The following is a 24,574-nucleotide window of genomic DNA, read 5'->3' on the forward strand; positions in this document are numbered from 1 at the left end:
CTTTTTTTATCAGATTGAATTAATGGATTAAAGTAAAAGGAGTTTTTATCATGATGAAATCGAATTCAAATCAAATTCCATATAATCTTAATGAAATAAAAAGGCGCGCTAAACAATCAATTGATCGAGGTGCAATTACCGAAGATTATCCTCTGGATTTAAAGCTTGCTTGTATGCATTTAAATGCAGCTTTAGCCACTGAAATTATGTGCGTATTACGTTACCGTCATCATCAAGTCATTGCCACAGGGATAGATAGTCCTCAAGTCGCAGCTGAATTTGCTGAACATGCTACTGAAGAACAACAACATATGATGATGATTGCAGAGCGGATTAATCAATTAGGTGGCAACCCTGATTTTAATCCAGGTACGGTGTTAGAAAGGACAGCCACGGAATATGGAAAGGGTGCTGATTTATTGCAATTAATTGAAGAAGATCTCGTCGCAGAAAGAGTTGCGATTATGGTCTATCGCGAGTTAATTCAATGGTTTGGTTCAAGCGATCCGACTACCAGACGATTGTTGGAAGCTATTTTAGAAGATGAGGAAGAGCATGCCGATGATTTATCTGAATTATTAAAAAGTCGAACAAATGCATGATACGGTGTTCAAGTCTGAAGATGGGTATAGAAGGTAGTGTTTAAATAACTGTGTCATCTCTTTTAACTTGTTATAATTTCAACACTTAAAAGAGGTGCCCATGAGTAAGAATAAAAAGATAGATTTATCCAATTTTGATTTCAATGATTTTAAGTCTGAAGCCTTAACGCAATTAAAGTCTGGCCAGTCCCTTACTGGTAAAGACGGTATCTTAACTCCTCTGATCAAAGAGCTTCTTGAAGCAGCCTTAGAAGGTGAAATGGAGGCTCACATTTCTGATTGTCATGATTCAGGCCTAACCAATCGTCGCAATGGCAAAACATCCAAGTTAATGAAATCTACAACTGGTATTTTTGAATTAGACACTCCACGGGACAGAGAAGGACTTTTTGAGCCTGAAATTGTTAAGAAGCGCCAAACAGTATTGAATGAGTCATTAGATAATAAAGTGCTGGCCTTATATGCCCTAGGTATGAGCTATGAAGCCATTAGTGAGCACCTGGCTGAAATGTATGGTCTAGACGTATCCTCAGCTAAAATAAGCCTCATCACGGATAAATTGTTGCCTATGATTACCGAATGGCGCAATAGGTCTTTAGAGTCTATATATCCTATTGCCTTTTTAGACGCGATGCATTTTAAAGTACGTGTTGAGGGCAAAGTCACAAGTAAGGCATTTTACACGGTCCTTGCCGTTACTCCTGAGGGCAAGAAAGATATTTTAGGGCTTTATTTGTCAGAAACTGAAGGCGCGCGGTTTTGGCTTGGTGTCTTAAATGACCTTAAAGCACGAGGGGTAGAAGATATTCTTATTGCGAGTATCGATGGACTTAAGGGTTTTCCCGAAGCTATTGCTGAAGTCTTTCCTAAAACAGAAATCCAACTATGTGTAGTTCACCAAATACGAAACTCCCTGAAGTATGTTGTTAGTAAAGACCAAAAGGCATTCATGGCTGATTTAAAGCTTGTGTATAAGGCCTCTAGCAAAGATTTAGCTGAGCATCATTTGCTTGAACTAGAGGAGAAATGGGGCAAGAAATACCCAGCAGTTATGAAGTCATGGAATAATAACTGGGAGGCTTTGTCTCAATACTTCAAATACCCCGAAGAGCTAAGACGTATCATTTACACCACGAACATCGTAGAGGGGTTCCATCGCCAAATTCGCAAGTACACCAAAAACAAAGGCGCTTTCACTAGTGAAAACGCACTGATAAAGCTTATTTATTGTGCCTGCCAAAAAGTACTGGAAAAATGGAGTCAGCCCATGCACAATTGGGCGCTTATCGCGTCTCAGCTTCATATTTATTTTGAAGACCGTATGAACCTGAGACTTAGATAATCAATGAGGTGACACAGTTAGATGAACACTCTCGTATAGAATTCTACAAATTTATTTAAATCCTGTCTTGTCATTCTTGTTATTCCATATCGGGCTTTCCAAATTTTCTTAATGACAAGCGGTACACGGCTTCTTGTTGCTTTCAGTGCAATTGCCCATAGATGGGTAGTAAATGCATAGCCTTTCGTTTTGCAATCAATATCAAGCAAGCATAGTGCGTTTTTGAAGAGTTTTAGATTATCTTTATTCAGTAAGAATGCGGTTCTTGAATTAGGTCTTAGTAGATTTTTTTCCGTTAACATCTTCTTCATTAGTCGATGAAACTGAAAGGAGTCTTTTCTGTGGCGGCCGTAGCTTTGATTAATTGATTTAAAATGAATTTCTAAAGATGTATTTTTCGATACATATTTATGAAATGCATTAAAAATATCCTCAATATCCGTTTTTAAATCGGTAACTACAACTTCTTTAGGATAGATCAAGTACTCAAGATTGTCGTCCAAAAGCATGTATTGAATGACAGGAGGCTTTTTCTTTCCACGGGTTAGCCATCGAATCGCGGCTATATTTGGCATTATGCGCTCTTGTTGTCTTGGATAACTCTTAGTTTAGCCATTAATTTAAATATATTGCTGATTATTATTTACGACTTTCATCCTTTTTATTTCTTAAATGCGCCTTTTTCGTAACATAAATCAATTTTTTTACTTCTGCCACAACATTCCCATTTGAATCTGTAATTGAGACTATGAATTCGGATTCAGCTTTTCCGTCCTGGTTTACTCCCTGATGAATGTTTTCAAGTTGATCCACAGAGACTTGAAATTTTGCATAAACAATTCCCTTTGCTGGTATTTTATAACGTATGGAGGCTGATTTATCCCAAACAATATATTCTTTTCCTAATAAGTTGAGGATCATGAGCATATAAAAAGGATCCGTCATCGAATATAAAGAGCCACCAAAATGTGTACCTACGTAATTTTTGTTCCAAAAACGCATTTTCATCTGTACGACAATCTCAGAAAAATCCGAGTTGAAACTTTTTACACTGATTCCAGCACCTAAAAAAGGAGGCCAGAATCGCATTAATTTTAATAATAGAGAAAACTTCATGATAGGTTCTCAAGAATACATAGTTAAAATTTGGCATCTATAATGAATTTAAGCAACCCTATGTGGCTTCTGTCGTCCCGGATGTTGAGGCTTTTCTAAAAGAAATTGCCCGCGTAGCTAAACCTTCAGGTAATCGTATTTGTAAATCACGTTGCCTCCGAGAAGCCTGCGTTACGATTTATTGAGGGACAATTTGCTCGGGTTAATGACTTAGTGGGATTTAAATCCAATTTCCCTCTTGATGCGATTTTGGATTATGATCAGCTTAAGCTGTTAAACTCGTATAAAACAAATTTATTTGGCTATTGGAAAGTTTTGCATTGTAAGGTAAAAAATAAATAGAAGCCCCTAAACAAAAATATCCAATTTGGAAGGTACAAAAATTAATCAACTGCACTTGGCTAATTCAGGCAGAACAACCCAAGAAACCGCATGGAAAGTGCTTCTAGGCCTGTTGCTTGCTGGTTTTTACGCGATACTTTTTTTCCTTATGTTTTGCTCACAAAGTACCCTTGATTTTCTGTCCTTCTATTCATCTTCACAAATCCTAGCTAAGGGAGGCAACCCATATCAGGTTTTATCAACCATCTCTTCTCCGATAGCAGCCCTTGTCCCTGCAAATTTAAATCCTCCAATTATATTATGGCTATTCAGTCCTTTGGTTAAGTTTAATTATTATGTTGCAGCGAGTATATGGTCAGTATTTTCCCTGGTTTTGGGATTAATCGGCGCTAGGATTGCTTTTCACTATGCCTTTTCTCAGGATTTCATTAAAAAAAATGGTTTTTATTTATATTTCTTTTTCTTATTGAGTTTTCCCATGTTGATGAATACCGGGCTTGCTCAGTTTGGTACAATTCTTTTGTTTTTTATGATGAGTGGTTACCACTTATATGTGAAAAAGAAAGATTATTTTGCTGGGGTAGTCTGGGGAGCTATTATCGCAATCAAGTTCTTTCCTGCCTTGATCATTATTTACGTGCTTGTGCAGAGGCGTTATAAAGTTTGTGTGGCCATACTTTCTGCTTCACTATTGTTATCTTTGCTCCCTTTAATCATTTACGGCACTGTTATCTATACTCAATATTTTTCAATGATGTCGGTGATTAGGTGGTATGGAAAGAGTTGGAATGGATCGATTCTAGGAATGATTTATCGAATCCTTGTTAGTGGAAATGCACAGGATTGGCTTGCGATTAAGCAAATTTATGGTGGATTATTTTTTATTTTCTTATTGTTCTATGTAAGAAAAATGATCAAAACTGAAAAATTAAATGTCCCTCACCAATCCTTTTGCTTAACCCTGGTGATGATGCTGGTCTTAAGCCCTTTTGGCTGGTTATATTATTTCCCCTTGTTAATATTGCCTTTTTCTTTAACTTGGCTGAGTTTTGTAGCTGAAAAGCCTATGACAATGAATAAATTCGCTTGGTTTTTCTGTTTATTCCTTTTAAATATCCCTATTAATAATCTACCGCTCTCGATAATGCCATCGATACTGTATAAATTGACTGTTTATTCGTTTAATTTTTATGGCCTTTTGGTGTTACTCTATCTGGTCAATAATATGAAAATCCCACCTATGAAGCACTGAACATATCTAAATCAATATTGCATCCTTTTAATCCACGGCTTAACTTATTATTTCAGTTCAAATTGACAAAAAATGACCCATTGATGTTCTGTTATTTTGTCGTTAGTATTATGTAGCTACACTTTGTTTGGAAGATGGTCGTAGTATAGAGTGCCAAAATAATTTCTAAGCAGGAAGGTGAAGACTATGAAAATTGCAGAAATGGAGAACTGTTATGGCATTAACCAAGAAACAACGAGAGGCAATTATTGACCTCATTAAGCGTGAAAATCTTTATCTCGATTATGTAGAGAACGCTCAGTGGAGTAATTTTTGTAAGACTTTAGTGCTTTCTGATGTTTTACTCTTAAAGATAAAAAACGTGAATGCTGTCCAACGAATCATCGAGAAAATCGATGAACTAAATAGGCAGGTGGATCCCGAAGAGCGCATTACTTGTCGTGTAGCGGCAGGGGGCAGAAAGGATCAGGTAGACAGTAATTCATTTTCGCTAACGCCCTGGGTAGAGGCAGATATTATAATTAACCTCGATTTAGCTGCCTCTGATGAATATGCTATCGAACAAATAGACGAAACGACCGTGAGGGCAAAGCCAGGTCCTCAAATCAAAGCATTTGACGAAATCCTTGATAGTAAGAAACTCGCTACAAAAAGTCCACCCAGTTTAATCCATCGTGTTACCCCTTTTGGCCTGGCGGCAATTGGCTGCCACGGGACAGACATGAAAAATGGAGCCTATTCAGACAATATTAAATCCATTACTTTTCTTTTGATGAATGGACAGCTTAAAAAAATTGATAGAAATACAAATCCAGATGACTTTGATTTGATTGCCTCAGCCCATCTGGGTCTTTTTGGTATCGTTGTAGAAATGGAATTAGAGTGTAAACCCGCTGAAAAATTAGAACGTATTGAAACGGCAATGAGCTTTCCCGAGTTCGTTGAGGCGGTTGAAACCGGAGAATTACCGCGTAAAGACTACCCCATGTTGAGTGTGTTCTATGTTCCTACCTACGACAATGATCTTGAAAATCGTGAACACAAAAATGTTAAAGTGATCGAGTATAAGCCTGTTCCCTTATACACAGAAAATGAAAATTTCAACCCTGAATGCGATGATCTTGCTCAATGGCTACAGGTTGAATTAGAAGAAAATCTGCGGGTTACGGATGTATTAGCCCTGTTTCCAAAATTAGTACCTCTTTTCATGAGGTACATCGTGGCCCATTATGCGGTTGGTGATGGAACGGTAAAATCCATAGGACCTGCCCCAGCCCAATACCACTATCAAACAAGGTACCCTAATAGTATTAATGACTTGGATGGATTATTTCCTTTAAGCGCCGATTTTCATGAAATGGTTGCTGCTTTTAAGAAAGTAGCCAAAGAAACGCAAGAAGCGAAAGAGAGAGGAGAGGCGCCAGTGACATTTGGTGCTTATGGCAGAATATTTCAAAACAAAAGATACCCTGCCACACTCGCACCCGGATCGCACCACAGTGAGAAAGACTACACTTGCGGATTCGATGTGGTTTCAAGCCCTGGTGCTGCTGGTTTTGAGCGATTCCGCGACACTCTAGTGCAATACCTCATCGAAGAATTGAATTCCAAATTGCACTGGGGCAAATACGTGCCATTGGATAAAGGGATTGACTATGAAAAAATGTACGGTGAAGACATGCAGAAGTTTAAAAAAACGCTAAAGAAATTTTACAGGGATAACGGATTAGAACTGGAAAAATCGCCCTTTTTAACGGCATTTCCTTGCCAAATTCTAAGTATGAAAAAATACATGCCAGCTGTTCAGGATAGGATAACAGTGAGTCATGAGCTTGCTCCAGTCCACCCTATAGTTCGTATGTACCGATTGGCTAAGTTTTTAATCTGGATTGAAAAACAACATGAAATGCATCCAAGCGTCCACTTAGATGCATTAAAAAGAGCGACACAAGAACTGCATCAAAGCGAAAGAGCGAAGATGCCTGGTAGTTCAAGACAATCCATTTTTGGGAAAGGTGAGTCCCAGCAAGAACAAGCTGGGGTGAGGCGATGCCCACCTTGCACATTGTTTTAGGAAATTGGATTATCCTGCGGCCAGGCTTCAAGCTGTGCCGCAGGGGCTTAACTGAGTGTCATAGTTAATGAACTTTCTGTAGATAACTCTTTTTCTTCATCAGACACAAAGGGCGCTGCTTTTTCAGCCAAGGCTAAAAAATCGCTATCAATAAACTTTGGATCCAAGCTTCGATAATCCTGGAGCATACTTTCTTTTGTCGCAGTACAAAATTGACAAAACCAGTCGTTAGTGATCTTATAGCTGGATTCTAAAATTTCTCTTAATTGTTCGCGGCTAAAGTGGGGTTCAGCTACTGGCGTTGCTGCAATTTGTTGTTTAACTACACATAAAAAATGTGCCATAAATAAAGCATATTTTGCGGATATTGCTGGACAAAAATCATCTTTCTGAGCGCTTAGATTTTTTTGAAAAGCGGCTTGAGAGCGGTGATATTGCCAGTCCTCCAAATAAAGAGGTGAATAACAAGTAGCCGTGAATTTGCGAAATTTATCGTAGTCAGTAATGGGGCCTACAAATACAGAAAAATCATGCCGTCCTAAACCTCGATCGGCTTCAACGATTAAGTGGCAATCCTGCGAAATTCTCATAAATCCCACCGTGGCTATGTGGGCAGCGCCCCAGCCGTCTGTAAGATAAACAGGAAGGATAATTGGCTTAGACAGCTTGTAGTTGTTATAAGCAGATTTGGCATCAAAATCACCTTCTTCTGTGTATAACCGTTCCAGACAAGTGTGGAATTCGTCAACGGACAAGGGTTGATTTGCTAGGAGGGCAGTATTGTTTAGCCGGTTAAAATATAAATTAAGTAAAAAGTTCCAATAAGCGTGGGAATCTTGCATATAAGTATGCTTACATACTGTGCCATTTGAAAGACTTGTTCCCGATATTTCCAGAAAAAGAGCCATGTATTTTTGCAATCGAATCGCTGCTAAATCTTGATTTCCCTTGATGTCTAAATTGAGAAAAGGCAGGTATCCCAATAGGGTCATGCTAGTAATTTTGCGTGGCTTCTCTTTCAATTCGCACGACAGATCAACTCCGTGACGCACATAAAAATCAAGAAATTCTTGTTTTTTTCTTACAGGCGTAAACCTGCCACCAATACCGATTTCGAGTAAGCCCTTACCATCGCTAGCGCAATTAACATCCGCCCCGTGGGCAATTAAAAATTCAGCGATTGGCCAATCACTTGAGTACTGAAACAATAAAGAATTCGTTAAAAATGGTCTCGCCCGTAAAAATTCTGGCTCCACTTCGAGTAGGCGGGCAGCTACATCCACCTGTTTTGTATAGAATGCTTGTTGAATCATTTCTTGTAATTGATGGAAAAAGAAATCATCCCTTTTCTTGCAGCTAAAATAGTCAAGTAATTTAAGGAAAAACGGCTGGGTTGCGGTTTGATTTTTTATTTCAGCGATAATCGCTTCATTTACTTTAAGCTCCCCTCTCGGAAGAATTTCCATTAGCAAATCGCATAACTGTTCATTCATTGGAGTTGTGAGAATACAGTTTACATAATCACTATTTCTTATTAGCCAGGTTTTTTTACTAGCAATAAATTCTAGTAATCTAGTCCTGTTTTCAGGATAACTCTTAATGAATGAAAACATTTCCCTAATGACCTCTTTGGGAAAGAACTTAAACAGCAAATCAATTAGGGTAACCTGATGATTAGTGAGCAGATAATACAATAGTGTGTTGAGGTGAGCTTGTGATGGTAAAGGCGTCTTTGCAAGAAATTTTTTAACAAAAAGTCTTAATAAATCCATATCTTTATCTTGCATAAAAATAGAGAAAATTTCTGCAAAACTGACTTTAAATTCTTGCTGCTCAAGCCTATCAATAAAATCGGTTTTTTGGCGTTGATAAGCGTTATAAAGCATCGTTAATTTTTGTTGGTGCGATAGAGTGATTTGCCGCTCATCTAAATGTAGTAAAGCAGTGATGTCTTCAGCCTCCATCGCTTTCCTAAGTAAAGCATGGAGTGATCTCCTATCATGAATTGTTTTTATGGTTCCGGCGGAAACGACAGCTGCTAGGGCTAGTGGTCCGAATAGCCCGTAGCTAATCACTAATAAAAGAAGGATTAAAATAATATTTTTGTTTAGATTTTGAATCGCTGTAGGATTACCTGAATACATGAATACTCACACGGCAAGTTAGGTTTATAGCAAAAAGAATTATTATAATACAAGATGTGTATTTGTTGGTATTTTATTTCTTAATACAGAGGTAGAGTAGGTCGTTTGGGTTTAGGCAAAGTAATCAGTAAGGCAAAAAACGCGTTATGGTTCTTAAGAAGGTAAGAGATGCAATAAACTATAGTTCCCCATCTACTGCAAATAGATGGGGAGAAGTGATGGTTTTCTTAATCAATAGCAGCGGAACTGCCCCCAAAGATTAGTCCAACAACCCGGGCGACCTGCTACCCTCCTCGCAAAGGGGCCTGGATGATTAGCTACGCATCCTCCATAGAAACTTTGATGGTATCCAAATCCGCAACCTTGGGCTGCATTAGCGTTAGAAGTGTAACTGGCTGCTATACATAGCAGACCAACCATCGCTACCATGCGTACTAGTCCTGAAAGGGTTATAGAATGCGCCCTCATGGCCTCCTCCTTAGTGCTTGATTAGCATTCACACTAATTATAGAGTTTGTTTCAAAAAATGGGCAAATTTCGATCAAGAATATTTTTCCTTGATTAAAGAGGGGAATTCTTTTGCGAAAGCATCGGCGTAGAATTTACTTCCTTCTACTGACAGATGATCGTCATCGTAGTATAGAGGAACCCCATTTTTAAATGCGTAACACCATTTTTGATCACAAAAATAATTTAGCGGATCGAAAATTTCAACTTGTGGAAATTCTTTAAGAATCTCTGCAAAGAGTTGGCGTAGAGGACCTTGCCGTTGATCCACAATGTTTCGAGGTACATCACAATTTTTAATCGTGTGATTGTGAAGGTACAAGGGTCTGCTGTCTAAGCATTCGTTGATTGGATGAAGCAATTCGGGAACGTCATAACTGAAGATCACCCGTTTATGTTTTTTGACTAAGAGTTGAAGTGTTTCACGAAGGGCAGGGCGCCAAAAAGAGAGATCGTCCATGGGTTGCCTTTTTGATTTATACCATAATCCCCAATCTTGTTTTTCAGGATTATAGTCATAACCGCTCCTATTGTACGCAAACATTCTAAAACTAAAAATAACTGTCTTGACTGACGCTAATTCCTTATCAGAAAGGGCTTGTTCAGTCATCGTAAGGCAAGGGGATTGAGTTGGTTTTCGATCAATGCCCAATAAAAAAGGACAACCTGGGCCGAGTATAATACTGATGTGATTTTGCGGGTATTTTTGAAAAAAACCTGAAAGCAGATGGTGCGCATGAGAATCGCCAAGAATGAAGACTGTTTTTTTCCCTGCATGCGAAGAAATCCCAAGATTTAAAGGAATTGATCTTTTGGCAACCGCTTGAGGTAATTTCCCTGCAAATTCAGGTGGTATTGTAAGATGCGCTAAAGAGGGTCTTGAAGTAAATCCATTTTTTTCACAGGTATAAATGCCTAAACCAATCACAACTAGGGATAAGCACAGCAAAATAATGGCTTTTAACCCTTGTTTTTCACCAAAACGGATGGGTTTTTCAATATAGTGGTAACTTAAAAAAGCCAACAGGAAGCTTGCACCCAAACAGAGGATACGAATCCCTTTTGACGGCATGCCTTGTTCCATAATTCGCGCAAAACTAAGCAGAGGCCAATGCCAAAGGTAGAGTGAAAAACTAATTAATCCGATCCCAACCAGGCAACGGTTAGCCAAAATAATCCGGTTTACCCAGGCTTTTGTGCCTGCTGCAATAAGTAAAGCTGCCCCTAAAATGGGTAAAATTGCATTGTTACCTGGAAACGGTTTTTCGGGGCTGAGGCGGTAGACTGTAACGGCAATACATAATAATCCTAAGAACGCCAATAGATTGGCCACGAGAAGGTGATCCTGTTTGTCAGTTTGTTTAAAATGGAAACTATGAAAGGCAGCGAGCAGGCTACCGACTAAAAGTTCAAAAAAACGGGTGTGGGGTAAATAGAACGCGCCTGTCTGGTTTATTTTGACTTCGTTGATGTTACAAAAATATGAAATAAAGAAAAGGGTTAAGGTGAAGAGGAGGATATTTATTTTTTTCTTATAAGCTGCCCAAATTAAAAGAGGCCAAACCAAATAAAATTGTTCTTCTATTCCTAAAGACCACAAATGCAGTAGTGGTTTGAGATCGGCTGCTGTATCAAAATATCCTCCTGCTTTCCATAACGCCAGGTTTGATGAAAATAACCCTGCTGCGGCCATGTATTTACCGTAGGCTTTATATTCGTCAGCGAGTAATGCAAACCATCCTAAAATAAAGAAGCTGGTTAAAACAAGAAGTAAAACAGGAAAAATACGGTTAATGCGCCGCATGTAGAAATGTTTAAATGAGAATTGATTAGCCTTTAATTGATTAAAAATAATGGTTGTAATGAGATAACCAGAAATCACAAAGAACACATCAACGCCAACAAATCCGCCGGGCAAACGAGTTGGAAACGCATGAAAACAAACGACCAACAAAATAGCGATAGCGCGCAACCCATCGATATCTGCACGATACTGACAGGAGGCGGCTCTGCTTGCATTAGCTGGGGAATAGTTGGACGGCTCTTCGGGTAGTTTTCGTGTTTTCCTGGGGCTCTTTATAAAAAATCCTGTTCCGGTCATACTTGTTCTTTGCTGGCAAATCATCCTTTTTTGCCATTTTAGCCGAAGTAGAGTTGTTTGGATACGGATCAGAATCCAGTTGATTTAATCTTTGTCCCGATTCATCCACTAAGTCTTGAATATTTCCCTTGAGTTCTTCAACAATTTTGATACTTGCTGTCTTGGTCTCAAAAAAGTCCCATTTATGGGAAGCAGAGCGAATAAATTTAATCGTAATAAAAGCCAAAATAGCACTCACGATATCGACAAGAAGCTGTTTAGCTCCTCCCCGATGAGTTTCCAGGATTCCTCTTGATTCGTTAATCGATCGAGTGCATTTTTCTAGAAATCCTCCAGGATCGTTGGGCGTTTTAAGGTATTGCGTGATCTCTTCTTCTAGTTTACGGTAAAGCCAGATTGAAGTGCTTGCAACCTCTTCATATTTTTTATCTTGAACTGCTGCCAGGGCATGACTACAAGCCTTGACTTTCAAGGCATTCAGAGTGGTTAATAAGCGCTTTGTTACATCCTCGGTACGTGAGGCTTCTTCCTTCAGGGCTTTTTGTTTATCAGTAAGGTTTTGTAGCCAATTTTGGCAGTCATCTTCAGATGCGTTCTCATGCGTCAGGGCGCGGCGCAACGTATAGTAATCAGGAATTCTATTAAGAATAGTCTCGATTACATCCCAGCTTATATCTTTTTTAAGAATCGAATTAAATAATTCAGGGCTTTGGGCTTTCTTAATTAAAAGAACAAGTAGCTCTTGAGGGATATTTTCGAATTTAATCGTATTGTAGATAAGGCTAAGCCCATCATCATCAGCAATTGCAATCATTTCTTTAAGTGGAAGAACGTCAATGACCGCCCTACCGAGCTGATAAAGCAACTTAATCCCTAAACTTGCATTAAGTCGATGTGCGCGGACAATGTCTATTACGTCGTTAAAAGCTGTAGTTCCACTTGAGTATTTTTGCAAGATTTGAATAATTAGAAATTCCCATTTTGAATCCTGACTCCGTTCCATCTGAGTAAAGCATTGATTCAGAAGTTCTTTAAGGAGAGCATGGTTTTTGTTACTATCCAATCTAGTCTTTGAGACAATCTTCTCGGCAATTTCACATGAAAATTCTGGATGGGCCATGACGGGTTTGACTACTCTAGGCGTGGCTTTCGGATGAAACATTACTGCTGAAAAAATCTCAGGAATTAGATTTCCTTTGCCACTAATGGCTTCAAGTAGCATAGATTCAGAGAGGTCTTTTCGTTGAAGGAATTTGATTATAGAAGCGCCGCTTAAACATCTTTGAGCTAATACAGGCATTGTATGAATAGGAAGTTCATCGATGTTATCAAGAAACAGTTCGAGATCATTTTCTTTGGCAATTTGTATGATATCTTCTATGGGTAAAGCTGAAATCGCGCGTTTGCCAAAAATGCGAAATACTTCAAGTCCAAAGTCTTCGCTGATTCGTTCTTCGCGAATAATTTCTAATATCGAGTCAACTTCTCTTGTTATTGGGACAGTTAACGATAAGTCTCTGTATTGTCTAAAAATAGAGAGTAGTAAGTGTTGCCATTCGGTATTTTGAGTCATTAAAGCCTGTTTTTTAAAACAAACTTTAACAAGATTCTTCAGCAAATTATGTCGTTCTGATGATAATTTTCTCTTCTCATAAAACAGTTGATTGTTTTCAACAACTGTTTGTGCAATTTCAGATGAAAATGATTTATGATTAAAGGCTATCACTATCACTTCTGGTGTGATACCAGGATGTGATATCAATTTTAAAAGAAGAGGAGGAGTAAGATCCGGATTATTAACAATAATCTGACTTAAAATGCCTGGAGTAAGATCTTGCCTATCAAGAAGCCTATTAATTAATTCAGAGGTTGAGCATTTAAGAACAAGCATCATCAACAATCTTTCAGAATCTTGAGTTTTTTTGCTAGGTCTTTGAATCATTCCGATACTGTTGATGAGCAATTTAATGTCGCTTTCCTGAGCGGTTTCTATCATCTCCTCCATAGGTAGAACCGAGATTGAGTTTTGACCAAAAATGCGAAGAATTTCAAGTCCGAAACGGCCATCGATTTTTTGGGGTTCGATTAGTTTGATTATCGATTCAGAAGCGTCGTTTAAGGAAGATGGTATTTGCTCGTACCGCTTAAAAATATGAAGAAGAGCCTCCTGCCAGCTGGAATTATTGATCAACTCGCTTTTTGCAAAACAAAACCTGACAAGTCGTTTAAATAAACGATGGTGGTCAAGAATGATTTCCTGGCTGTCGCCTATAAGTCTGTTTTCACCGACAAGTTGTATAGCAATTTGGGGTGAGAATGCTCTATTTTCGAAGGCGACTTCTATCACCTGAGTATCGGTGTTAGGATGGGAGAGCAATTTTAAAAGAAGCTTAGGATCCAAATGAGGATGTTTGACAAGCACTTTCATTAAAACTTCTGCGGTGAGATCCCGTCTATCAAGAAGTTTTTCAATCAATGCTGGAGTCGAGCATTTATCAGCAAGCAAAGGCAACAACCTTGCGTTAAGACCCCGAGTTTTTTTATAATCTACAAGTAAATCTAAGTCTTTTGCCTCAGCATTTCTAAGTATTTTTTCCATCGGTAAAAGAGGTAGCACATCTTTACCATACAGACGAAGAATTTCAATCGCTAATCCTGGATCCAATTCCTGTTCATGAAGGATTTGCATTATTTCTGATATGCCTGTATTTTGATCTTTACAGTACTCAAGTAATTGCAGAAGGAAACTTTTCCATTCGGATGGTTTTGCCTGGTAAAGGTCAAAAGCAGTTCGGATTAATTTTTGTACTACGTCGATTGAATGAGGATTGAGTTTTACCCAATTAAATATTTGTAGGGCTACATCGCAAGAAAAGGCCTCATTTTCACAAGCAAGGCCTATAACACCAGAATTTGCATTTCGGTGGGATACTGCCGCTAAAAGAAGTTGCGGACTGCAAGGTTCGGAGACAATGCGACGCAACAGCGAGGCACTGATATCATCGCGACGAGTTAAAATTTTTAGAAGTGTCTCATCCTTAAGTAACCCTTGATCCAATAATTTAAGCAGCAACTTCGATGAGCATTGAGCATGTTGCCATAGGACTTCTTGAACACGATTACCTGCAGCTCGGTGCTGATAAAGCCGCTCAAGAGTATCAGGAATACTAGCTTTTGCGAGAATCGTTAAGAGTTGCGTCTCGTCCAAATCCTCTCTTTCAAGCAAAATACATAAAATGTAATCGGAAAGATTTTTCTTTTGCAAGAATTTATCGATAAGGTCCTTCTGAGTATGTTCAGCACATTGTCTAACGCAAAGACTGGCTAATATCTCTAATGTTTGCTCAGATAAATCATGGCTGGAGTCAAGGAATTTTCTGACTATCTCATTATTATAACTGGGGTAACCCGGGTAACGCGGAAGCGTATTGCAAAGCAAATTATAGTTAATCTCTTCTTTTTGCAATAACCTATCGATGTACTTGTAAATCAGCTCCTTTGTGCCGCATCTCATCGCTAGTAATGTGAGCACCCGTTCAGAATAATCGTAGTTTAAATTAAGTAATTCTTCGACAATCTCATGATTACAAAAAGGATTGCGAATAAAGGTAAGAAAGAACTCTTGGCTGAGATTTTCTACTGTTAACAGTTCATGCAGAACCTCGGTTGAATCAGCATCCCTAGCAATTTGCGTGAAGTACGCTTTGAGCGATTTCCCTTTTAAAGCTGGGTAATTTTGAAGAATACGAAGCGCTTTTAATGCGGCTAATTGTCGTAACTTTGTTTCTTCAGTATCCGCGGGTTTCCTGTTTAGTTCTGAAATTCTATTGCCGTGGCAAAAGCTCTCGAGAGATAGGCCTAAACATTTTTCAAGGCATTTTCCTAATGCTTCATCTAGTGGACGGCACATGCCCTGGGACAAATATTCGAGTAATTGTTTTAATTCAGAGAGATGTTTTAAATGATCATCGATGTATCCAAGGCTACTTAAAGGTAAACTAAACCTTTCCTGTATTTCCTCAATCGCCGGTTCCCTATCCAACCAATTTTGGTTTAAATAGACGAAGGCTTCTGCAACTTTTTTATATTCTGCCGATTGTGCAGGAATCGTTTTAGGATATAGGCTCTTCCAATCGAAATTTGTGAGATCGTCAAAAGGATGCTGTGTGATATAGACAAAACCCTCTGTATTGGCTTGCGCTAATGCAGTTTTTAATGGGGGAAGTTCTACTTCACTGCCTGGACGATAAGCTTGTAGCGTGTTCTCAAAGAACGTGATTTTTTCCATCGGACGATCTTTCAGCCAATGTAAGGGGGCGTCCTGATTCAATAATGATTGAAATTCTCCATTAAAAAAGCGTACTTGTTCGCGTAAATTGAAATATTGTTGATCGCGAAGCGCTTCTTCTGGTCGGGTTCCTGCAACAACTGTATCTTGGGTCGTAGCTATCCAATTGCCGGGGAGATGTCCTATGGAAACTTCTAAGTCTTTTAGTTCCTGAGGTGTCACAATTGTGGCGTATAATGCCTCACCTTCATAATGATACCAAACAAGAAACACTGGTTTTAAAAATACGTTTAAAAACTCTGCTTGGTTTATGTAGGTGTTAGTATAGTTTTTGCTTGCCCTCAGTGTATCAGAAAATAAAGGAAAGGCTTCAATTGAACAAAGATCATTTAAACTTCTAGTCTTATTCCTAATCATCCGGAAAAAGGTTCCCCCACTAGCTCCCCAACTTTTCTCAGGCTCCTCTTTCAATTTAGGGTTATAACACGCATTAAGCTGTGCACGCTCAATGCGGATATCTTTATGAACTTGAACTTGAACTTCTTTATTTTGACTAACACCGGCACCTTTGTATCTTTTCGGACACCAAGGGAGAATCTTATTGATAATGCTTTGTAACTCAAGGTCTATCGCCTTAAATTTTTCTTCAGGTAGAGGTATACCTGCAGATTCGTAGCAATCGGTCAAAAGCGTTAACAATTCTTTTTTCGATAACTCAAACATTGCTGCGACATCTTGCTCCTCGGTGATTGAGCCATACAGTGCAAAATAATCGCGTTTTGCCTTCTCTTCAAAAAAGCATCTGAATTTTTTGGCAAGCATTGACTTATGGTCAGCGGCTTCAGAAGGTAGATCTTGAACTAAAGTCAGACTATTTCGCCGCATGTGGTTAATTAACTGACTCGTACCGGAAGAAAGCACATCAGCTAATAACATGGTTTTTTCATTCAGTACAAGGCGTTTAGTTAGTTCAGGGCGACTAATACCGTCTAGGCGTTTAGGGACAATCATTTCAAGCGTGTGGCCACGGCTTATCCACCGCATGCGCATATCGCCTTGAATGTACTCTTGAAATAAATTGTTTTCATCAACTAAGGCCAGGGCATGCGCATCTTCTGCTTGCTCAAGGTCGGTACCTAAAGTATGGAATTGATCATAATAAGAAATTCGCTCGTTGGGAGTTGAGCCGAGGATACGCCTGATTTCTTTTTCATCACTTGTACCCAGTTTAATGGGCTCTTCTGGTTTATTGATATCCAACGCACACAAGACATCTTCTTCATTAAGGTAGAGAATATGCTTGATCGGGCGACTAAAGTAACTCTCGTGTTCGCGGGCATATCGTGCTATTTCTTTAGCTACGGTATAATTGCTTACTCCAGTGAATGTGGCATTGATATCAATGATTGCTCGAGTACGTGCCCGTTCGGATGAATTAGTTATCGCACTTTCGATAAAAGCGTATACACCTTGGTAATCAAGACTTGAAATGCTGGTATTCTTACTATCTAAGATTTCAAGGATATACCCATCACTGCCTAACGAGGAGGTTGCATCGTAGTTTAGCCGATGATGGTATGTCATGTGGTTGGAAGGGGAGCCCGTTACACATTGTACGCTGTGGTAGACATCCACATGATTAAACGAATCACTTGAAATGATCGCTGGGTCGAGGCTAATTTGTTTTAAAGAAGCCTCTTGAAGTAAAGAAAAAATAAGAAAACGATTATTCTTATGGCGGTTATACAGTCTCTCCATTTGGGCAGCGTCGGTCACGTTGACTTGGCTTAAAGTCAAGCCTGATGATCCTTCAAGGAGGGCAAATCCCCGCGCTGTTGGTGTATCATCGAGATGCTTTAAACTTGGATTTAAAAATAATTCTTGGCGGGCTTGAATTTGCCAGGCAATCAATCGCTCTTTAAAGTGGTCTTCACTAATCCCCTTAATGAGCATCATCTGAATACCGCGATTAAGTGCTACCAGCTCATTTCCATCACGACTGCTTTCATTAGGTGCATTATTGCCGCTGTAGGGAATAGGCAATGTATATTGCACTGGAGATAAATTTTTGCGTCTAGATGCGCCGTATTTTACATTCAGTTTTTGACGCAACGTCTCAGGAAGAATAGTGTTGATTTCTTGTTTAAAAACAGAAAGTGCGTCTTTTTCTTCCGTAGTTGCGAGAGCGACGGCTTCGCACATTTCTTTATCGAGTAGGTAAGCAATGAGCTTTTCTTCAATCGCTTCGCCATGGCTATGAATGGCTTTTGCAACAAATTCTTTTAAAGGACTGTTCGCTTCCTTAATGAGTTTGGTGGCGAGGTTCCTTTTAAATTCATCCCAATCATAATTGGCATCTAAGTAAGGGGCTTGTTTGATAAATTCGGTATCAATAAAACTAAAAAGCGCAACACCGTTTTTGATTAGGTCTGGGCCAATAGGTTTAGGCTCGCCAACAGTGTAGTTTAATTTTTTCTTAATCCATAAACCCTGGTGAGCTTCGTCGATGATGCAATCAGCTTGATTGCGAAAAAGTCCTGTGATTTTATCTAGCCAATAGACTTGCTTTTGCCAAACTTCGTCATGTTGATCATCAGAAAGCAAGAGCTCGAGATATTTAAGTTCTAATGATTGGATTGATTCGCCAGTTGTCACCAGATAACAACGTGTCGTCATGATTTCGGTGAAATGCTGGTATAGCTGTTCAAGACGCTCTGGCGAGCAATTGCTATCGCGATTAAATTCAAACCGATAGGCACGTTTTCCATATAAACGCTGAGAAATTCGATTTAAATCGACATGGTTTGTTGGTAATAATGCTGGTGGCACTTCAACGACGACTAGATTGTTTCCATTGGCTTTCTTTTCAGCGAGAACTGGAATAACTACTTTCGATTTTCCACCGCCAGGAATAATTTTTTCGACAGATTCATTTGTTCTGCCGTCGGCAAGGGGAGTCAGTAATCGTTTCAGCGCACTCACTTGCCGTTTGCGCAGTAAAATATTTTCCTCATATTGAATAATGACTGTAGCTGTTTCGTCCAGTCCTGGAATTTCTTCTCTTGCTAACAGATCGAATGCTTGAAGCGCATCATCGATGTTTTTAGTTTCCAGTGTCTTGTCTAAGTGACTGATAACTTTGTTAGTAAGCTGATTTTGGATGCTGGCGAAAAGGGCTTTGTGAATAAGATTATGTAATTCTTGGACTCTTTCAGGGCTAAGACCTGTTTTTTCAATGCTGTAGGCCGTATCTGCACTGCAATAGATGGATAAAAGATCTGCCTTGCTAAGTTTGGCATGGCTTTTTGCCCGTTTCTTAATTTTCCATGATTTTGCTTTTTCTGGTGATTCAGGCCCTTGATTAGCAAAGTTTAATGCTTCAGACCATGCCTCTTGCTCTTGCCTAACTAGAGACGATGAAAAGCTACGGGCAGTTTCAAGAATTAATCGCGTAAAGTCTGGATCACTAATAAAAGTCTGAGCAAGTGCTTTTTGTCCTTTTTCTTGTGCGAAAAGTTTTTTCCCTGCTTGAATTTCAACATCAAACCGTTGCTCTAAATCAAAAGTCAGGGTTTTCCCTAATTCCTCAATTTCTTGTGAAGTTTGATCTTCCAAGGCACGGTAGCTTTTAACTAGACGTTTGAGTAATTCCCCTTCTCTGTTTTCTCCCAATGTTTGTTCAAGATTCGTTTGTATTAACAAAGTAGGATTTAACTGAGCAGTTACCGATAGTGGAGTATGAGCAGGGTGCTCTTGGTCTAATATCGCATCAGGTGTTGCTAAAATATCCTTATAAACATCCCTAGCTTGGTACACTTGAAGTAGTGGGGGGCTGTACCCCTTGAGGGTATTGACCACTTCGTTAAATTTAACTTCTTCAGTGGTGACGACATGGGAATCATTTGCCAAGCGATACAGCACATTACATAAAAAAGGAATATCTGACTCTTGTTTATCCAAAGGGACATGACGTGCTGCAATTAAGGTGTGCGCACAAAAGTCAAGCAATTGCTTACGGTGAGCATGGGAAGAGGTACAAGCAATATGAAAATAAGTGGGAAAATGAGTGATAAACTCATCTTCTTTAATCTCGGATACCAGAACACTCATAGCCCCTTCTTCAATATGGGGGTCAAGTTGTTTTTTGCCTGGGAGGCTATTGAACCAATTCTCAGTTTTGGGTTTATTCTGTTCTTTAATTTCGCATTTATCGGGTAAACTTAAATCGATAGGGACAAGCTCAAGCGCTGTTGATTTAGCAAGAACAGGTTTCATTTCTCTAAGATAATTCTCGATGAATTCTAGCCTTTTCTTGTCAGTATTCGAGATGCTGCCGGATTCACTACGAGCTTTTAGCGCTTGACGTTCTCTTTGGAGAAACTCTAAATTTATACTCATCCACTCATAGCCCAAAGCGCCTTTTGGTGCGTCATTTTTTGGTTGAGCGTTTTGGTAATAATCCAACAGGCGTTTACGTTCTATGAGGGAAAGTTGATAGTCATGCTCAAGATGACGCTTCATGGTCTGCATGCGTTGAAAAGAGTGATAAATGGTAGTCGGTAGTGAATTCAAAAACTGTGTTAATTGCTGATGTTCTAGTTGCTGATAGTGGCTATTTGCTGTATCTGCTGAATTTGGAGGTGTTAAATTAAATTTGCGATCTTGTAAGAGGTAATCACTCAATAGGCTCATCGCCTTAAGCTGACAGGCGACATAACGAGGCGTGTTCCTTTTCGCTTTCTTTTCTCCATTCGGCAGAATATGAGGTAAATCTTTACAAATCCAGCTGATGAACTGTAACTCTGCTGGATCACCAGTTAATCCACCTAATCGTGTATTGCAATCTTCAAGTACTTTCCATGCTTTTGTGGTTTGGTTTGTTGCAAGGTAGATATATGCTAAATAAAGGGCGTCGGCAACTGAATCTGGGAGAGGTTCACCGTCTTGTAAACGAAAACTGATTGCTCTTTCACTGTTTTGGTAATTCCATAGGGGTATGCGCGCAGGAGGACGAATAGACCATTCTACTTTGAGTGACTCGTTAGCAATAGTGCCATTAGTATCATGGATGACTGGATAGAAATCACCTTTTCTTGCGTGGTCATTAGTGGCGTAAAAACGAGCTACAGGGACGAGGTATCGGGTTTGTCTGTCATTTTCCAGAACCAATCCAGCCACAGAGGGATGAATGGGGGATGGGCCTTCGACCACTTTTTCCCCTGTTTTTGGATAAACAAGGCCAGGTTTTGCCGAAGAGGTGTCAATTTTAAATTCAAGACCATACCGAGGCAGCTTAATATGGGTGTCAATAGGGCTTGAATGAGCAATAATAAAATGATTGCTTTCAAATCGATTAAGAATAGTGCACCAGTTTGGGTGAAGTTGTTTTAGCGTGTAGGCGGTTTCATTTCCATCTTTATCGAGAACTATAAATTTTCCAGACTTAAAAGCGTAAAGTGGAGCGCCATTTTGGGTTAATATTGCCTCTCTTGAGGCAATATGCTGCCAGTAATCGACAGTGTCATCAGTTAATACTTTGGGTAAAGAGGGTTCAAGCGGGATACTTCTCTTATTGGCATGAGCTGCTAGATGATCTTGGGTAAGCGGAAGTAATTCAAAAGTATTTGTTTGACCTCCAATACGCCAATTTTTTTGAATAGTTAGATCGTCATTATCATAAAATAAGTGGACTTCATCCTCTTTTCTCTCACTCGGCAAGTACATGTATTTTTCATCTGCTGTGCTTAAGCACTCATAATTTTTTTCTAAGCCAAGATGCTTAATGAGGGGATGTTTTTGAATACTGAACGGGACGCCGCTACGTGCTAATCTTTTTTCGAAGAGTTTTCCTAAATAAACGTTGATTTCAACTTTCTGGCCTTTGTTGTCTTCCAGTCTGTAAACAGGAAATTTCCCGCCAATTAAAGTTAGATCTTTCGTATAAGGGTATTTCTCAAAGCTATCCCTGATTGCATGCGTGATTACTTTTTCCGGTTGTTCATTGGCTAACATTTGAAAACGAGCTATTGCACGATCCACCTCAACCTGATGGGATAAGTCCTCGAGAATATTGGGATTAGCGTGGCTTCTTATATAAAAATAAGCGTCAAAAGCCAATGCAAAAAGATCTTTTGGATCTTCCCCTAGCTCAATGCGTGCCATGAGCGTCAAAAATAAATACTGTTGTTGGACATAAGTGATATCAGGATGATTCGGCTGGGAAAGCTGTTTTAAAAGCTGCTCTTGAGTGGCTTGGAGACGAGGTAGCCCCGTTAATTTGTCCTTTAATGCAATATAGCGGCTCACAAGATAATCTAATCGCAGAAACAGCAATGATTCTCGTGTATATTCCCCATTTTTATTGAAAAAGCGAAATCCGGTTGTTAAAAAAATATCAAATTGTGGCAAAAAAGAGGGTTTTTTCAGTGACTTTGCTAAAAGCCCGGGTTGAAAAATATTGGCTTCAACATAACGTTGATCGGATTCATTAGCCAGTTTATCAATATGGCGAGTGAAATAATCAAGAGTCAACGGAATCTGCAGTGAAGGAACGCTGCGAAGATGAAAATAGTCGCGAGTAGTAATATCCTCTGGCGTAACAGGTATAGTTGAGTTCGTATCACTCAACGGTTTTGTTGGAGCGAGTTGAATATTATTCGCAGTTCTTACGCCTAGTTTTTTCCGATAAGTTGAGAATTCGGAAACATCTGCATTTAATGCCAGTTGGGCAGGAGAATCTTTCAATACGTATTTATTCTGAGAAAGTTCAGTTGATAATTCTTGCCAATAAACGAAGGTAGGATAAAGCGGTGTTGACACGCGAAATTCATTAAAAACAATATCTAATTCGATTCGAGGGTTCTTGGAGAACCGCTTAGCGAAAAACGGATTGATTGCTTCTCTGAGTTTGGATTCATAATTGATATGGTCTTGAATCTTCTGAATGACGGGGTTAAATCGAGGCTCGAGTCGTTCAATATATTTTAAATGCTGTGAAATCATGAAAAGAGCTTCTAATCCGTAGGCTCTAACATCTTTATGCAGCTGAGTTATGTTTAGACCATATTTACTCTCATACCTGCGTTTTAGTTCAGCGGTGAGCTCGGGTTCTGTAGCTAATATGGCTTTAAGGTATGAATAAAAATCGTGATGATCTTTATTAGAAGCAGATCTGTATCGTTTCTGTAATGTTTGAAATCGTTTATCAAGAATTGGATTATTAGTAGCCCAGTAGGGGTTACGCTGGTTATTACCAATGACAGTCTGCATCATCACTTCAGTAAAAGGGCTAAAAGAAGGAAGATTTTGCTCTTTGGCTAGCGTAGATTTGACATCGGTTTGCAAAGCAATAATATTTAATGCGAGATGATTGAGTGTAGGTGTCTGAGCCTCCTTAAGCCACTCACTTTGCAGTTTCCACAATAAATTTTGAATTTTATCAAGATGCTGTTCAAATTTGACATAACCTGCGTCCCTTTTTAGTTCATCATAAAACGTGGATGTCAAATCCAAAGGTAATTCTAAAATAAGTTTTTCAAGGTAATAGTATTGCGCTGAACGGCTTTTTACCTTTTCGATCTCTCCAATCGATGTTGCCAGATTATCAATAAGATTTTTCCCGGAACACAAATCAATTTGTAAGCTTGGTCCTACGTTATAAGAAGGGGAATCAAAGTGCGGTCTGGCAAAGGTATAAGTCCGACTCAATAAAGATAGCTGGGGAGGGGGATCGGCACTGACAGGGACAGTTTTACTCGAAGTTAACTCATCGCGATTGATCTCTTTTTGAAGTTCTTTTATCTCTTGATAATATTTATCTTTTTCTAATTCTTGGAAAAGTCCAGGAATATCCAGTATTTTTAAGTTATTTTCAATGGCGAGGTTAATTTGCTCTCGCGCTTCGGGTGTAAATGGCTGCTCGCCTGCTAAACAAGCTTTTGCATAGTCAAAAAGGGCGTGATGCTTAAATTTAAAAATAAAACGTTCATAGAACGCTTCTGAAGGAGAAAGGATTTTGAGCATCTGATGAAGGCAGCGCTCACTGCAAGTTCCAGATAATTGCCCTCCGGTATAACCATATTCAGGAATAAGGTATTCAACCTCTTTACCACCAATATAACTTATTCTTGGGAGAATCCTTTGATAGAGTACTTTTTCTGTTATTGCTCTTTTTTGGTGCGCGATTGGCAGTTGCGGCCGCAAAATTTGCCCAATAAATGCAGCAAGCTCAGCTTTTTCTTTGGCCGAGTTTGGTGTAGGAAAATGCCAAGCTTTTACAGGATTATAGAGCTCTTTTTTTCGACTTGATTTTTTGTGATGGTATTCAATCCCAGCGCCAGCATTGATGGCTGTAAACAGATACCCGTCCACTGTGCGAGTGAACTGGTAAATCATCGCATGACCACCTTCCTGATCTTTCCATCCACCTGGAAGATGTATCTTTTGCCCTACGCTTAAACTTGTGATATCTGCCGTGATTTGCTTTCCTAGCGTGTCTATTAGTTTGTCAACAGGTAAGGATGGATTATAGAGTTTTTTCTCAATTTCAAGGAGATAGTCCATGTCCTGTAGCAAGTGATTATACTCAGCAGGAAATAGCTCTCCTTGGCTACTCATACAATCTAAATATTGCTTAAGATAACCAATCGTATTGCTGAAAAAATTGCCTTGAAGCCCGTAGGTGCCAGAGAGATTGGCGTCATTCTGAATGTGGGCGAATAAAGAAGCATCAATCTTTGTCATTTTTATGCTCAGATAGGGTTGTTGAGTAACAGCCGAAACATTATAAGTGATAAACCTTAAGCAA

General features: G+C 39.2%; 10 protein-coding genes. 4 read left to right on the top strand and 6 right to left on the bottom strand.

Annotation, left to right across the window (positions count from 1 at the left end; genetic code table 11):
- Positions 1 to 50: 50 nt before the first annotated feature.
- A complete protein-coding gene (locus tag LMI_RS06495) occupies positions 51 to 602 on the top strand; it encodes a ferritin-like domain-containing protein (protein WP_082050716.1) in 552 nt (183 codons plus the stop codon).
- A 100-nt stretch (positions 603 to 702) separates the two neighbouring features.
- The gene (locus LMI_RS06500) at positions 703 to 1,944 is read left to right on the top strand and encodes an IS256 family transposase (RefSeq protein ID WP_045098241.1); all 1,242 of its coding nucleotides are present in this window, start codon (positions 703 to 705) and stop codon (positions 1,942 to 1,944) included.
- Between the two features lie 17 nt (positions 1,945 to 1,961).
- Here LMI_RS06500 and LMI_RS06505 read toward each other — a convergent pair whose 3' ends face one another.
- The gene (locus LMI_RS06505) at positions 1,962 to 2,519 is read right to left on the bottom strand and encodes a hypothetical protein (protein ID WP_231852264.1); all 558 of its coding nucleotides are present in this window, start codon (positions 2,517 to 2,519) and stop codon (positions 1,962 to 1,964) included.
- 64 nt (positions 2,520 to 2,583) lie between these two features.
- Positions 2,584 to 3,060: a DUF4442 domain-containing protein gene (locus LMI_RS06510; protein WP_045099067.1), complete on the bottom strand. Its 477-nt coding sequence runs from the start codon at positions 3,058 to 3,060 to the stop codon at positions 2,584 to 2,586.
- 367 nt (positions 3,061 to 3,427) lie between these two features.
- Between LMI_RS06510 and LMI_RS06515 the strand changes: the two genes are divergently transcribed.
- Together LMI_RS06515 and LMI_RS06520 are read left to right on the top strand one after the other, a co-directional pair.
- Positions 3,428 to 4,654: a glycosyltransferase family 87 protein gene (locus LMI_RS06515; protein WP_052679478.1), complete on the top strand. Its 1,227-nt coding sequence runs from the start codon at positions 3,428 to 3,430 to the stop codon at positions 4,652 to 4,654.
- Between the two features lie 214 nt (positions 4,655 to 4,868).
- Positions 4,869 to 6,728, top strand: coding sequence for an FAD-binding oxidoreductase (locus LMI_RS06520; RefSeq protein WP_045099068.1), 1,860 nt, complete (start codon positions 4,869 to 4,871; stop codon positions 6,726 to 6,728).
- Positions 6,729 to 6,775: 47 nt separating this feature from the next.
- Here the strand turns inward: LMI_RS06520 and LMI_RS06525 are convergent, their stop codons facing one another.
- The 4 genes from LMI_RS06525 to LMI_RS06540 form a co-directional block, all read right to left on the bottom strand.
- Positions 6,776 to 8,872, bottom strand: coding sequence for a hypothetical protein (locus LMI_RS06525; RefSeq protein WP_045099069.1), 2,097 nt, complete (start codon positions 8,870 to 8,872; stop codon positions 6,776 to 6,778).
- Between the two features lie 231 nt (positions 8,873 to 9,103).
- Positions 9,104 to 9,340: a GCG_CRPN prefix-to-repeats domain-containing protein gene (locus tag LMI_RS15810; RefSeq protein WP_045099070.1), complete on the bottom strand. Its 237-nt coding sequence runs from the start codon at positions 9,338 to 9,340 to the stop codon at positions 9,104 to 9,106.
- Between the two features lie 73 nt (positions 9,341 to 9,413).
- Positions 9,414 to 11,480, bottom strand: coding sequence for an acyltransferase family protein (locus tag LMI_RS06535; protein ID WP_052679479.1), 2,067 nt, complete (start codon positions 11,478 to 11,480; stop codon positions 9,414 to 9,416).
- The gene (locus tag LMI_RS06540; protein ID WP_045099071.1) at positions 11,398 to 24,510 is read right to left on the bottom strand and encodes a DUF3638 domain-containing protein; all 13,113 of its coding nucleotides are present in this window, start codon (positions 24,508 to 24,510) and stop codon (positions 11,398 to 11,400) included. Before LMI_RS06540 ends, LMI_RS06535 begins: the two co-directional genes overlap by 83 nt.
- Positions 24,511 to 24,574: the final 64 nt, after the last annotated feature.

The sequence above is a fragment of the Legionella micdadei genome, assembly GCF_000953635.1.
Classification (GTDB): domain Bacteria; phylum Pseudomonadota; class Gammaproteobacteria; order Legionellales; family Legionellaceae; genus Tatlockia; species Tatlockia micdadei.